General features: G+C 60.8%; 11 protein-coding genes. 5 read left to right on the forward strand and 6 right to left on the reverse strand.

Annotation, left to right across the window (positions count from 1 at the left end; translation table 11 throughout):
• Nucleotides 1-126: 126 nt before the first annotated feature.
• Nucleotides 127-1,338 carry a pyridoxal phosphate-dependent aminotransferase gene (locus M5C71_RS09005; protein ID WP_248767754.1) on the reverse strand — a complete coding sequence of 404 codons (1,212 nt, stop codon included), beginning with the start codon at nt 1,336-1,338 and terminating at the stop codon, nt 127-129.
• 226 nt (nt 1,339-1,564) lie between these two features.
• Between M5C71_RS09005 and msrB the strand changes: the two genes are divergently transcribed.
• The 3 genes from msrB (at nt 1,565) to M5C71_RS09020 (ending at nt 3,061) form a co-directional block, all read left to right on the forward strand.
• Nucleotides 1,565-1,960 (forward strand): peptide-methionine (R)-S-oxide reductase MsrB, encoded by a 396-nt coding sequence (gene msrB, locus M5C71_RS09010; RefSeq protein WP_103499305.1) that lies wholly within the window; start codon nt 1,565-1,567, stop codon nt 1,958-1,960.
• A 160-nt stretch (nt 1,961-2,120) separates the two neighbouring features.
• A complete protein-coding gene (locus M5C71_RS09015) occupies nt 2,121-2,606 on the forward strand; it encodes a glutathione peroxidase (RefSeq protein WP_100940610.1) in 486 nt (161 codons plus the stop codon).
• The gene (locus tag M5C71_RS09020; protein WP_152737014.1) at nt 2,603-3,061 is read left to right on the forward strand and encodes a MarR family transcriptional regulator; all 459 of its coding nucleotides are present in this window, start codon (nt 2,603-2,605) and stop codon (nt 3,059-3,061) included. The genes M5C71_RS09015 and M5C71_RS09020 overlap by 4 nt, the downstream gene beginning before the upstream one ends.
• On the opposite strand, the gene M5C71_RS09025 is transcribed toward M5C71_RS09020, so the two are convergent.
• Nucleotides 3,048-5,366: a response regulator gene (locus M5C71_RS09025; protein WP_103499307.1), complete on the reverse strand. Its 2,319-nt coding sequence runs from the start codon at nt 5,364-5,366 to the stop codon at nt 3,048-3,050. The genes M5C71_RS09020 and M5C71_RS09025 overlap by 14 nt on opposite strands.
• Before the next feature lie 167 nt (nt 5,367-5,533).
• On the opposite strand from M5C71_RS09025, the gene M5C71_RS09030 reads away from it, so the two are divergent.
• Together M5C71_RS09030 and M5C71_RS09035 are read left to right on the forward strand one after the other, a co-directional pair.
• On the forward strand, nt 5,534-6,424 hold the full coding sequence (locus tag M5C71_RS09030) for an ATP-binding protein (RefSeq protein ID WP_248745626.1): 891 nt from the start codon (nt 5,534-5,536) through the stop codon (nt 6,422-6,424).
• The gene (locus M5C71_RS09035) at nt 6,421-6,903 is read left to right on the forward strand and encodes a GAF domain-containing protein (RefSeq protein ID WP_152737012.1); all 483 of its coding nucleotides are present in this window, start codon (nt 6,421-6,423) and stop codon (nt 6,901-6,903) included. The genes M5C71_RS09030 and M5C71_RS09035 overlap by 4 nt, the downstream gene beginning before the upstream one ends.
• A 6-nt stretch (nt 6,904-6,909) precedes the next feature.
• Here the strand turns inward: M5C71_RS09035 and M5C71_RS09040 are convergent, their stop codons facing one another.
• The 4 genes from M5C71_RS09040 to M5C71_RS09055 all read right to left on the reverse strand — a co-directional run bounded on the left by M5C71_RS09040 (nt 6,910) and on the right by M5C71_RS09055 (nt 13,633).
• Nucleotides 6,910-9,861, reverse strand: a complete 2,952-nt coding sequence (locus tag M5C71_RS09040; protein WP_248767653.1) for an HD domain-containing phosphohydrolase — start codon at nt 9,859-9,861, stop codon at nt 6,910-6,912.
• Between the two features lie 60 nt (nt 9,862-9,921).
• Nucleotides 9,922-11,280, reverse strand: coding sequence for an ATP-binding protein (locus M5C71_RS09045; protein WP_349294011.1), 1,359 nt, complete (start codon nt 11,278-11,280; stop codon nt 9,922-9,924).
• A 582-nt stretch (nt 11,281-11,862) separates the two neighbouring features.
• Nucleotides 11,863-12,132: a nuclease-related domain-containing protein gene (locus M5C71_RS09050; protein WP_248767654.1), complete on the reverse strand. Its 270-nt coding sequence runs from the start codon at nt 12,130-12,132 to the stop codon at nt 11,863-11,865.
• Nucleotides 12,133-13,348: 1,216 nt separating this feature from the next.
• The gene (locus tag M5C71_RS09055; protein ID WP_248767655.1) at nt 13,349-13,633 is read right to left on the reverse strand and encodes a helix-turn-helix transcriptional regulator; all 285 of its coding nucleotides are present in this window, start codon (nt 13,631-13,633) and stop codon (nt 13,349-13,351) included.
• Between the last annotated feature and the right edge of the window lie 320 nt (nt 13,634-13,953).

Consider the following 13,953-nt stretch of genomic DNA (forward strand, 5'->3'; position numbering starts at 1 on the left):
GGGGATGTGCTGGCAATGAGAGAGGTTCCCTGGCCGGCGGCATGCTGACGCAAAGACATACAAAAAGAAATGGGGGCAAAGCGCTTTCCTGCGACTCTCGGATGAGTCGCAGGAAGGTGTAGGAAATTACTGGCGGTAGGTTTTCAGGAACGAACCGATGCGCCCGATGGCCTGTTCCAGGTCATCCACCCGTGGCAGGGTGACCACGCGGAAGTGATCGGGCCATGGCCAGTTGAACGCGGTGCCCTGGACCACCAGCAGCTTTTCCGAGATCAGCAGGTCGAGGACGAACTTCTCGTCGTTGAGAATCGGGCAGACTTTCGGGTCGATCCGCGGGAAGGCGTAGAGCGCGCCCATGGGTTTCACGCAGCTGACGCCGGGAATGTCGTTGAGCAGTTCCCAGGTGCGGTTGCGTTGTTCCAGCAGGCGACCGGCCGGCAGCACCAGGTCGTTGATGCTCTGGTAGCCGCCGAGGGCGGTCTGGATCGCGTGCTGGCTCGGCACGTTGGCGCACAGGCGCATGTTGGCCAGGATGTCGATGCCTTCGATATAGCTCTGGGCATTGTGCTTGGGACCGGAGATCGCCACCCAGCCGGAGCGGAAACCCGCGACCCGGTAGGACTTGGACAGGCCGTTGAAGGTCAGGCACAGCAGGTCCGGCGCCAGGGATGCGGTGCAGACGTGTACGGCATCGTCGTAGAGGATCTTGTCGTAGATCTCGTCGGAAAAAACCACGAGGTTGTGCTGGCGGGCCAGTTCGAGCATGCCCAGCAGCACCTCCTTGGAATACACCGCGCCCGTCGGATTGTTCGGGTTGATGATCACCAGGGCCTTGGTATTGGGGGTGATCTTGGCCTTGATATCGGCCAGGTCCGGCCACCAGTTGGCCTGTTCGTCGCACATGTAGTGCACCGGGTTGCCGCCGGCCAGGCTCACGGCGGCGGTCCACAGCGGGTAGTCCGGTGCCGGGATCAGTACTTCGTCGCCATTGTTGAGCAGGGCCTGCATGGACATCACGATCAGTTCGGACACGCCATTGCCCAGGTAGATGTCTTCGATGCCGACACCTTCGACCTGCTTCTGCTGGTAGTACTGCATGACCGCCTTGCGGGCGCTGTACAACCCCTTGGAGTCACTGTAGCCCTGTGCGGTCGGCAGGTTGCGGATCACGTCCAGGAGGATTTCGTCCGGGGCTTCGAAACCGAAGGGCGCCGGGTTGCCGATGTTCAGCTTGAGGATGCGATGGCCTTCCTCTTCCAGGCGTTTGGCGTGCTTGAGCACTGGGCCGCGAATGTCGTAGCAGACGTTGGCGAGCTTGTTCGATTTGCTGACCTGCATGGCGATGTAATCCTGAAAATGGACGATCCAGGCGGTCTCGTCGAGGCCGCTATGGCAATACTGCGTTTTCATCTCGTCCCATGGTCCCCGGCCGCCGGCTTGGAAAATCCGTTTGAATGCGTCGGACGCGGGTGCCAGACTGGCGTTTGACGAGGCGCAATCATACGTGCCACCCGATCCGTGGAAAAGATACAGATCGGGGTTTTTCAGCCGCCGAGGTGTGACGATGGAAAAGTTGGAAAAAACCCTGGACGAATGGCGCGCCATGCTCGACCCGGAGCAGTACAACGTGTGCCGGCTCAAAGGCACGGAGCGGCCGTTTTCCGGCAAATACAACGGCACCAGGACCGATGGGGTCTATCACTGCATCTGCTGCAATGAGCCGCTGTTCGATTCCCGCGCCAAGTTCGACTCCGGCTGCGGCTGGCCGAGCTTCTACCAGCCCATCGGCGACAGCGCGATGGTCGAGATCCGCGATATCAGCCACGGCATGATCCGCACCGAAGTGGTCTGCGCCAAATGCGACGCACACCTGGGCCATGTGTTTCCCGACGGCCCGCCGCCGACCGGTTTGCGCTACTGCATCAACTCCGTGTGCCTGGATCTGGTGCCGCGGGGCTGAGTCCGGTTCTTGCGCGGTGTCCCGGAATTCAGGGCCCGCGCCAAGCCCGGCGAGGGAGTCTGTGTGGTCGTGGCTTATAAAGCTCCATCCACCCCGGTTATTAAATTGTGTGCAATTCAATTGCTCGCTATCTTGTTCGGCATTCATTGGAGGAACTGTCATGAGCGATAACCTGCTGAACATCCCTTGCACCACCATCAAGGGTGAGCAAAAGACCCTGGGCGACTTCGCCGGCAAGGCGATCCTGGTGGTCAACACCGCCAGCAAATGCGGTTTTACCCCTCAGTACAAAGGGCTTGAGCAACTCTGGCAGTCCTACAAGGACCAGGGGCTGGTCGTCCTCGGTTTCCCCTGCAACCAGTTCGGCAAGCAGGAGCCGGGTAACGAAGGGGCGATTTCCGAGTTCTGCGAGCTGAACTACGGCGTCAGTTTCCCGCTGTTCAAGAAGATCGACGTCAACGGCGACGGCGCCCACCCGCTGTTCGTCCAGTTGAAGAAACGCGCGCCGGGGTTGCTCTGGTCCCAGGGCATCAAGTGGAACTTCACCAAGTTCCTGATCGGCAAGGACGGCCGTCTGGTGAAGCGTTTCGCGCCCACCACCAAGCCCGAGAACCTTACCCGCGAGATCGAAGCCCTGCTTAAATGAACGACCTGTCCAGCGATTCGCTGAGCCTTGACTCCCAGCTCTGCTTCAAGCTCTACGCCGCTTCACGGGCAGTGATTCGAGGCTACAAGCCGATGCTGGAACAGTTGGGCCTGACCTATCCGCAGTACCTGGCGATGCTGGTGCTGTGGGAGTGGCATGACGGCGCACCGGCGCAACCGACGGTCAAGGCCCTCGGTGAGCGCCTGCTGCTGGACTCGGGGACGCTGACGCCACTGCTCAAGCGCCTTGAGCAGATGGCCTTGGTGCAGCGCCGGCGTTCAGCCCTCGACGAGCGTGAAGTGCACCTGAGCCTGAGTCCCGCCGGAGTGGCTCTACGCGCGCAGGTGCTGCCGATCAAGGCACGTCTGCTTTGCGACAGTGGTCTCGATCTGACCCGGCTGGATGAACTGCGCGACGGTCTCGACCAGTTACTGACCCAACTCATGCCGCTGTAGCCGGTACCCACTGTTCGAGCAGGGCGATCAGCTCTTCTCGGCGGAAGGGCTTGGCCAGGTAGTCGCTCATGCCCGCGGCCCGGCAGCGTTCACGTTCCTCGGGCATGGCGTTGGCCGTCAGCGCCACGATCGGCAGGTTCGGCCAGCGCCCGCTGCGGCGAATCTGCCGACTGGCTTCGTAGCCGTCCATGACGGGCATATTGCAATCCATCAGCACCAGGTCGAACACCTGCTGCTCCAGTTGGCTCAGCGCCTCGCCGCCATGGGCGGCCACCGTTACTTCGCAGCCGAGCTTGCCGAGCATGCCCTTGGCCACCAGCTGATTGACCGGATTGTCCTCCACCAACAGGATCCGGGCCCGGCGTAGCGGCTGGTTGTCCCGCGGCTGCACGTTCAGCTCGGCCGGGTCATCGGGCAGCAGGATGCGCGCCAGTGTCTGGTACAGCGCGTTGCGCGCCAGCGGCCGGGCCTGTTGCTGCAGCGGGGTGAGGGCGTTGGCCTGTTCGGTGGGCATGAAGTTGCCATAGGCGGTGACCAGCAGGATCGGCGCGCTGATCGCCGGCCGCAGGCCGAACAGGCATTCCGGGCAGTCGGTGATCAACAGGTCGGGGCTGACCCCCGCCAGGCTGTCGTCCAGCCCGTAGCGCTGGTAGTCCAGGCCCCAGACCGGCAATTGGTGGCTGAGCAATTCGCTCAGGCCGCTGGTGCTCGACGTCACGGCGATGACCTTACCGGTGAGGCGTCGCGGTGTCGCGGCCGGCGTGTGCCCGGGCAAGGGCAGTTCGGCACAGAACTGGCTGCCGAAACCGACTTCGGAATTGATCGTCAGGCTGCCTTTCATGGCCTCGCACAGGTTGTAGGTCAGGGTCAGCCCCAGGCCGGTGCCGCCGTACTGGCGGGTAATGCCGGCGCCGGCCTGGGTGAAGGGCTGGAAGATCTTGGCCTGGGCCTCCTGGGCGATGCCGATGCCGGTGTCGCAGACTTCGATGCGCACGCCGTTGTCGCGAGCACTCAGGCGCACATCGACGCGGCCGAAGCGGGTGAACTTCAACGCGTTGGACAACAGGTTGCTGACGATCTGCCGCACCCGCGTCGGGTCGCCCAGCACCAGGGCCGGGAATTGCGGGTCGATCAGGCAGGCCAGTTCGACGCTGGGGGCGGCGTTTTGCGAGAGCAGGTTGGCGGTGTCCTCGACCAGGGCGCCGAGGTCGAAGGGGATGCGTTCCAGCTCCAACTGGCCGGCGTCGAATTTCGACAGGTCGAGGATATCGTTGAGCAACTCCACCAGGACCTTGCCGGAGTCGTGGGCAATCGACAATTGCTGGCGTTGCTCGGCGTTCAGTTGGCTGTCCAGGGACAGCGCGATCATGCCCAGCAGGCCGTTCAGGGGTGTGCGGATTTCATGGCTCATGTTGGCCAGGAATGCCGAACGGGCCTGGGCCATGTCCAGGGCCGTGCGGCGCGCCACTTCCAGTTCCTCGTTGGATTGGCTCAGGCGCGCGTTGCTGGCCTTGAGTTCGGTGGTGCGCGCCGAGACGATATTCTCCAACTGGCCGAGGTAGTCGGTCAGGCGGTTTTCGGCGCTGCGCCGCTGCTGGATCTCGGTGCCCATGTTTTCGAATTGCTGGTTGGCGACCTTGACCAGTACGCCGATTTCATCGTGTTCATGGCCGGGGGGAAAGGCCAGGCGCGCCTGTTTCGACTGGCCCGGGGTGCTGCTGCTGAGCGCCTCGATCACCCGCACCAGGGGTTTGGTCAGCATCGTATAGAACAGCACGAGAAGGATGATGGTGAGGATCAGGCTGCGGACAAAACCGTTGAGCAGGGTGATCTCGGCCCGATGCAGGAAGCGGATACCGAAGGTGTAGGTGTCGATATCAAGGTGCAGGGTGCCCAGGGATTCGTCTGGCAGATGGCTGAGATAAAGCCGGTCTTCGAAGGTGCGATCAGAGCCGAACAGCCAATCGCTGATCATCCGATAGCTGCCTTCCTGGCGCGGTCGCTCGACGCTGGCCAGGACCATATTGTTGTTGTCGATCAACTGCGCGCGCAGCACCGCCGGCGAGTGCAGCAGGCCAAGGGCCAGTTCCTGCGCCAGTTCGGCGTCGATGTTGTAGGCGATCCTCGATGCCGGGTTGTGGCTGATTTCCAGCAGGGAAAGGATTTCACGGTTGATCGAGGCGCTTTCGCTGGCATAATCGATGCCGATTTGCAGCAGACTGAGCAGTGTTCCCAGAATGAAGCCGACCAGCACCGTCAACCGGGCTTGTTTGTAGGACAAGCGGTGGGTGAACTTTATATCCATGGGGTGGTGTACCACTTTCCTTTCCCTTAGCCCGGCAAGCATAGCTGATTCGATGCGTGCACCGGCAGTGGGGGATTCGATACGCGCGGTGTGCAGTCTGCCAGAGCTTGCCGGCGCCCGGCGGCGCCAACGCGACATCATCGTATGAACTTGCCTGAGGAAACGTCGTGGATTCTCGATTGAATGCCTTTCTTGAGCGTGCCGATGCGGTGCTCGCCCGTCTCGAACCGTTGTTGCCGGCACCGCGCCAGGCCATCGACTGGAACGGCTGCCTGGCGGCCCGCTGGCAGCGCGAAGGGCGCAGCGGTTATCTGTTGCCGCTGGAGGTCAGCCTGGACATGCGCTTGTCCGACCTGATCGGTGTCGACAAGCAGCGCGAGCAACTGGCGCGCAACACCCGCCAGTTCATCGACGGCCTGCCCGCCAACCATGCCTTGCTCTGGGGTTCGCGCGGCACCGGCAAGTCCTCGTTGGTGCGCGCCTTGCTCGCCGAACATGCCAAGGCCGGTTTGCGCCTGATCGAGATCGAGCGCGATCACCTGGCCGATCTGCCGCGGGTGGTGGAGCAGTTGCAAAAGCTGCCCCAGCGTTTCGTGCTGTTCTGCGATGACCTGTCCTTCGAGGCCGGTGAAGGCGATTACCGGGTGCTCAAGAGTGTGCTCGACGGTTCCCTTGAACAGGCCCCGGACAATGTCCTGCTCTACGCCACCTCGAACCGCCGGCACCTGGTGCCCGAGAAAGAGAGCGACAACGAAAACTGGAAGCGCGTCGACGGCGAGCTGCACCCCAGCGAAGCGGTGGAGGACAAGATTGCCCTGTCCGATCGTTTCGGCCTGTGGCTGTCGTTCTATCCCTTTACCCAGGAGCACTTCCTCAGCGTTGTCGAACACTGGATCGGCGAGTTGGCGCTCAAGGCCGGCCTGGCCTGGCAGCGCGACGAGGCGCTGGATATCCAGGCGGTGCGCTGGGCCACCGGACGCGGCAATCGCAACGGTCGCTGCGCCTATCAGTTTGCGCGTTATTGGGTGGGTTTGAAGTTGTTGGAGCAGGCACCATGATCGATTTGCAGAACACCGGGGCCGGCCTCGAGGGCTATGGTCTGTTGCACGCACAGCTGGAATCGTTGCTGGCGGACGAGCGGGATTTCATCGCCAATGCCGCGCAGTTCTCGGCCTTCCTGTTCAATCAGCTGGATGACCTGAATTGGGCCGGTTTCTACCTCAATCGCCATGAGGAACTGGTCCTTGGGCCGTTCCAGGGGCAGATCGCCTGCGTGCGCATCCCCTTCGGCCGGGGCGTCTGCGGCACCGCCGCGGCCACCCGGGAAACCCAGCGGGTCGAAGACGTGCATGCGTTTGCCGGGCATATCGCCTGCGACAGCGCCTCGAACAGCGAGCTGGTGGTGCCACTGGTCAAGGACGGCCGCCTGATCGGCGTGCTCGACCTGGACAGCCCGAGCCTGGCCCGCTTCACCCTCGAAGACCAGGCCGGGATCGAACACCTGGCAGCGATCTTCCTGCGCCTGACCGACTGCTGAGGCGACTCAGGTGCCCAGACCGGCCTTTTCCAGCAGCGACTCGGCATCCACCGTGTCGATCTGCTGGGGCAGGACGTGTTGCCGGGCGTACGCCAGGTAGATTTCCTCACGGATAAACAGCTCGAACAATTGCGGGTCGATATGGGCGTCGCGGCACATGCCGGCCATGATGCCCAGCGCTTCGCTCAGGGTCTTGCCCTTTTTGTACGGGCGATCGGCGGCGGTCAGCGCCTCGAAGATATCGGCAATCGCCATCATCCGCGCCGGCAGGCTCATCTGTTCGCGCTTCAGGCGCTTGGGGTAACCGGTGCCGTCCATTTTCTCGTGGTGGCCGCCGGCTATCTCCGGCACGGCGGTCAGGTGCCCGGGAAACGGCAGTTGATCGAGCATCAGGATGGTCTGCACCATGTGATGGTTGATGATGTAGCGCTCTTCGCGGGTCAGCGTGCCGCGGGTAATGCTCAGGTTGTACAACTCCCCCCGATTGAACTTGTAGGGCGGCACGTCGAGCTGAAAGCCCCAGCGATTGTCGGCGGGGATCAGTTCGGCCTCGTTGCGTTCGAACAGATGCTCGGGCTTGTCCGCCAGCAGCGCTTCGGTGGCCGGCAGGGGCGCGGCGGGGCTGCGTTCCTGGCGGAGCTTTTCTTCCCAGGACACCCCGAGACGATCGTCCAGCGTGCGGGTCCAGGTGCGTTGGGCAATCCGCTGCAGGTGTTCCAGGTCGGCTTCGGCCATGGCCTCGCCGCCCAGGTTGCAGTGGGCGACAAAGGCGAAGTCCTCGTCCAGGGCCGTCAGGCTGGCGTCGCGCGCCCGGCCCAAGTCGGCTTCGTCGCCACCCAGCGCCCGGCCTTGCCAATAGTCGACCCAGGCATCGCGCTTGAGCACTTCGAAGCGGGTGCGTATTTCGTGAATGCGGTCGTACAGGGTTTCCAGCTTGGTGGCCTTGTCGACCACGTATTCGGGAGTGGTGACCTTGCCGCAGTCATGCAGCCAGGCAGCGACATGCAGCGCCTCCCATTCGTCTTCGCTGGGTTGGTAGCCTTTGAACGCCGGTGTCTGGCTGGCTGCGGCGGCCTCGGCGATCATCAGCGTCAGCACCGGCACCCGTTGGCAGTGGCCGCCGGTGTAAGGACTCTTGGCATCGATGGCGCCGGCCAATAACTGGATGAACGCGTCCAGCAGTTGTTTCTGCCGGGCTTGCAGGCGCTGGCTTTCGATGCAGGCGGCCGCGGTGCCGGAAATGGCGCTGATAAAGGCGATGCGGTCCGGCTGCAGGTTCTCCATATCGGTTTCGGTGCCGCTGTCGGGCAGCAGCAGGGCGAGGACGCCGACGGTTTCGCCATGGCGGTTGTGCAAGCGGATGCCGATCAGGTGAATCCGCGGGCTCTCCAGGGCGAGCATGACCTTTTGCAAGTCGGCCGCCTGCTCGAAGCCGAGGGTGGCGACCACGTTGTCCTGCCGGTCCAGTGCCTTGAGCCAGTCCGGGCGCTGTTCGTCAGCCTCGGCTGCACCGCGGATATCGAAGTGCCGGGGATCCTGCTGGACACCATCGATGATCAGGGCATGGGCTTCCAGCTGGCGGCTGTCGCTGTCCAGCAGGTAGATCAGCCCGGCGCGGGCCTGGGCGATTTTCAGCGTTTCCTCGAGCACCCGTTGCAGCAGGGGATCGAAGCGGGTTTGCGCCGAGAGGCTGGAGGCGATTTCGAAGAAGCTCGCCAGGGTCTGCTTCATTCGGATCATCGAGGTCGCCAGCCGGTCGACTTCCAGCACCGGCGAGCGCGGTGTCGCCGGGTGGTTGAAGTTGAAGCTGCGAATCGCATCGGCCTCCTGTACCAGGGCGTGCAGCGGCTTGACCAGCAGCCTGGACGTCAGCCAGCCCAGGGGCAGGCACAGCAGCAGGGTGGCCAGGGTGATCAGCGCGCCTTGCCAGCGGATCCGGTAGGCGTCCGCCAAGAGTTCGTCTTCCGGAACCAGCAGGGCCAGTTGCAGGCCCTTGGGCCCGCCTTCGGCGAGTTGCGTACGGGCGACTATCCATTGCCGTTGCGCGCTGTCCAGGTGGTGCTCGGTGCTGCTGCCCGGTTCCATGAAGCGTTGCAGGATCGGGCTCAGGTCCTGGACCCGGGGCAACCGTGCGTCGCTGCTGTGGCCGATCAGCCGGGCGTAGTCGGGATAGGCCACGGCATTGTCGTGTTCATCGAACAGGACGATTTCGGTCGAAGGCGTGACCTTGTGTTTGTCCAGGGTCGCGGAAAGATCCGCCAGGGTCAGGTCGGCGGCGATCACCACGTTGGCGCTGCCGCGCCGGGCGAGGGTGGTGCCGACATTGTGGGTGGAGAAAAACAGGTAGGGCGCGGTGGTGATCTGGTCGCTGTCCTTCAGGGCGCTGTTGAACCAGGAGCGTACGCGGGGATCGTAGGCTTCGCGGTGATTGTCCTGGCGGCTGATCAGTTGCAGGGCCGCGTCGTAGAACAATGATTCGGACTTGACCCCCGCGACGCCGGGGTCGCGCTCGATACTCCAGACCTGGAAGGCGGCGTTCTCCGGTGCCTTGAAATAGGCGCGCAGGGCGCTGTCGCGCAGCGGCCGGACCATGAAGAAGTCGCCATCGGCGTAACCGAGGTACAGCGATGCCAGGTTCGGGTTGTCGTTCAGGGCCTGGGTGAAGGGCTTGAGCAGTGCCAGCCGTTGCCCAAGCGTAAGGGCCTGGGTGCGATCGTCGATGGCCAGCAGGCTCAGCAGATGACGAATCGGCTGGTAGGTGTGCAGCAGATCCAACTGTACATCGTCGCGGACCCTGCCGAAGATTTTTTCGCTGCTGGCGAGAATGATCTGCGTGGTTTGCCGGTAGTTGAACAGCCCCAGCAGGGTGCCGGTCAGCAGCAGCAGGCAGGTGAACAGGATACTGATGTGCACGTGCAGCGCCAGCCGGCGTCTTTCGCGTTGCATGGGACGGGGCATCGCTGATCTCCCTGGGTGATGGGGCCGTGCTCAGCGCCCAAGGATAGCCAATGTCCGCTGTCAGGTGTGCTCCTGGCCGGGCATTTTTTCAGGCGGCGTGCCGGTGTGCTCGCGCAAGGCCGTTTCGAGTTCGAGCAAGGCCTGCACAAGCGCCTGCCGGGCGCTTTCGATCTGCGGCCTCGGAGCGTCCTCCTGGCATTGTTTTTCCAGGATTTCGCAGTGTTCCACCAACGCGTTGGCCTGGGCGATCCGCGCCGCGCCCTTGATCTTGTGGGCCATGTCGATGAGGGGGACCAGGTCACCGCTGATGGGCAGTCCGAGCAGTTCCTCGCGGTCCGCCTGGCAACTGCTCAGCAGCTCGTCGATCAAGCGACGCATCAGCAGCGGCTCGCCCCCGGTCAGGGCGTGCAGGCCGTCGAGGCTGAAGGCGGCCTGGCTCGGACGCGGGCGCGGCGTGACGTCGGCGAGTTTCTGGTTGAGGGTGGTCAGGCTGATGGGCTTGAACAGGCAGTCGTTCATGCCGGCTTCCTTGCAGCGGGTGCGTTCCTCGGGCTGGGCGTTGGCGGTGAAACCGAACACCGTGCAGGCCGGGAGGTCATGGCGGGCTTCATGTTCGCGCAGGCGGCGGGTCATCTCGTAGCCGTTCAGGACGGGCATGTTGCAGTCGACGATCACCAGGTCGAAATGCCCGTCTTTCCAGGCCTGCAAACCGGTTGCACCATTCTGTGCGGTGCTGAACGAGTGGCCGAGAAAGCCCAGTTGCTGACACATCAACAGGCGGTTGGCCGGGTGGTCGTCCACTACCAGGACATTCAGCGCCTGCAGCGCCGGGGTCAGTTCCGGATCGCGCCGGGCGGTGCCTTGAGTGGCTTCGAGGCAGTCCAGTTCCAGGGCCACCACCACTCGGGTGCCTTCGCCCGGCACGCTGGACAGGCTCAGGGTGCCACCCATCATTTCGCACAGGCTGCGGCAGATCACCAGGCCCAGGCCGGCGCCGCTACGGGCCAGGTGGCCGGAGTTGTCGGCCTGTACAAAGGGCTCGAACAGCCGGGCCTGATCGGCGGCGCTGATGCCGATGCCGCTGTCCTGGACGGTCAGGGTCATGTTCGTCCGTTGCGCCACCGCGGTGGGCTGCATCTGCAACGAGATGGTGACCTGGCCCTGTTCGGTGAACTTGATGGCATTGCTGATCAGGTTGGACAGGATCTGCTTGAAGCGCAGGGGATCGATCAGGATGTCGCCGATGTCCTGGCGTTCAGGCAGCTGCACCACCAGGTCCAGCTGTTTCTGCCGTGCCAGGCCATCGAAGACCCGGACCACCGATTCCACCAGTTCGCCGAGGTTTACCCGCTCGGGGGACAGGCTCAGGCGACCGGACTCGATGCGGGCGTTTTGGTTTTTACCCCAAATAACACCCAATATCGTCAATGGAAACTTAATACTATCTTTATTAATGCTTAACCTATCCTTCTACAACGAAAAATCCAATATCTTTCGTAATTTTCCAGGGTTTTTGCGGGAATTTTTATTGTCTAAGTGAGAAAATTCACGATGGGGAGTGGAGTTGGTTGTAGGCTTGATGCCAATCAATACCAATAAATATTGTGTTTTTTTGAGGATATAAGGTGGCTTTTCACTTCTAACAGAAAGAATATACAAGAAAACTGCTTTTCTTTCTCAATAATTTCAAAGTGTTTTGGCAATTTTTTTGTTATCATTACCAAATAATAATAAAGTAAATGGTACAGATATGTTCATTTTTAGAGGTGAGTGCCTACAAGACGTCCTGAGATTTTTAAGTGAAGTGGGCAAGATTTCCATTATATCCTCCTGCACATTCAAGCGAGATCCCGTCTGGCCGGACGTAGACGCAAAGCTTGACGTGGTCTACCTCTCGCTACTCTCCGGCGCATTGCTTCTCTAATCACAGATGCCCATGTGATTGCGGAGTCCCTTAAGGTCTCTGACCCGCCCCGCAGCTTTGGTTGACGCTTGATAGGCTCAGCTACGGTCTCGGATAAACCTGACGACGGTCAGGCCCAAGCCACTGCCCAAGTACAGCAGCCCTTTTTCCGGATGGATGATTAGAAAATCGATCTCTCCGGTTAGCTTGGCTTTCGGGTCAACCTTGCGAACGGCGGAGCAGAGCCATGGAAGACTATGGATGACGACATAGTCGTCCGGTAGCTCCGCCTTGAAGACGGTGTAAAGATCTCGTTCGCCCTTGCTGTCGGTGTCGCAAGGACTGTGGTCAGGAATCATCCTTGCCATCGATGCAGTGCCTTCTGTTGATTTAACTCAATACCGCTGGTGCACCTCGGACGCGTGAAGCCTCCGTGCTGTGCGGTACTCAAACGCTGTGATTAGGGTTGCTTGCGAATTCGCATCCAGTCGAAGAAGTCTTCGGAGGCGAAGCCGACGCTACAGTTGGCATCGAACCGCTCGTTGATTTTGATGAGAGTCATGCGCTGAGCTTCGTCTGGTGAGGTCGGAAAGAACGCTCCACCACTCGCCTGCGCTATGAGGTGCTTGCGACATTTGTTCTCGTACAGACCCCAGGAAGTATCGCAGTATTGTACACTTCAACCCGAGCCTCCTCTGGGTACGCACAATGATCTCAATCTACTTTCTCTGGCTCGTATTGCTCGCGTTAATCGGATCGCGAGTGCTTGAGCCACACCTGCCATTGTCACGCTCTCAGAAGTATTGGGTCCCGAAGCTATTTCTTCTTAAATGCATAGCGGTAGGGGCGCAAGCCTCATTGAAAGCTACGGTCTTTTTGGCACCAATTCTCATAGCAGCTGCAATTACGTTGCGAGGTGGTGACATTGAATTGCTGTCAAATCCGACAGTCAAAGAATATGGCTGGCTAACTCCAGGAGTTACAGCAGAGCTGCTCTTGAGCTTTTTGTTCGCGCCATTATTTACCAAGCACCGCAGTTGGAAACCCACCAAATCTCGCTGATAGGTGTTGGCCGTACGACACTGATTGATAAGCCACCGATGAGCTGAACGGAGCTTGCACGTTTAGTCATCTGAGGCCTGGGCATCGGAAAGAACGAGGCGTCGGCTACGGCCAAACTGAGATGCGATTTTGCTAAAAGCCTGCTGAAACCGCTCTTCAGCCACATTTCTCTCATCCAGAGATGCTGCTCGCCAGCGAGCCATCCATGCGCTTCTGCTCTCGCTAGCCTCAGCGTGTTTCTGAGCCTTCAACTGGACCAACTCCTCGAAGCTCGGCTTTAGCCCAGATCCCTCGGTTACGCCGTTATCCATACTGTCAGTCATAGCCTTGGCCCTCTGCTTACCCTGATCGATTCTAGCCAAAATCGCGCTCAGAAGTGGCACTCAAGTAACGGCCAGACGCCCGCAATAGCGCTCAATCCCGGCACGAGCCTTGAGCGGAGCTATGAAGCGTGATGGTGAGGGGAGAACAACGAGAGGCAGTGCTGTGAGGCAGCGGTACGAGGAGCATTCAGGTGGGCCGCTACGCAACGCGCTTGGTGTCATCTAGCGCTGCTTGGAGCGCTTGGAGGCCATCTTCTTCAGTGAGTCCCGCAGCTTCTGCTGTTGTGAGGGCCAGCAGCACTGCCGGGCTTACATCCAACACGCTTGATAGCTCACAAAACATCGAAATCGTCGGTGATGCCTTACCTTTTTCGAGCATTCGCACATATCTGTCCGTAGCTGCCGGATGGAAATCTTCTTGAGTCAAGCCGTTCCGCGTGCGTAGACGTGCGAAAACGCGACCGAATGCCTGGTTGAGTTCCATTTTTCTGCCCAAAACGGGCATTGGAACGCTTGCAGAATCTTCCAAACAGGAAGCATACTTCCGGTTCTTGAGATTTATTTTCGGTAGTCAGCCTGGTGTTGTGCCGAAACGGTGCCCTGATTTGGGGGGTGGGCTTATTGGCGTAGGGAAGGGGGACGGATGTTTGCAACAAGCGGGTCAGTGGACTCAACCGATGTTTTTGCATCAGATTCGGAGGTAACCAGGCATGAGATCGTTGGCCATGACGAGGCTTTTCCCTGGCTCCATGTCTGCTACGGAATCCCTTCGATAGATGGGTTTCGAATGAAGTGGGTCTTCTT

The sequence above is a fragment of the Pseudomonas sp. MWU12-2345 genome, assembly GCF_023242385.1.
Taxonomy (GTDB): domain Bacteria; phylum Pseudomonadota; class Gammaproteobacteria; order Pseudomonadales; family Pseudomonadaceae; genus Aquipseudomonas; species Aquipseudomonas gingeri_D.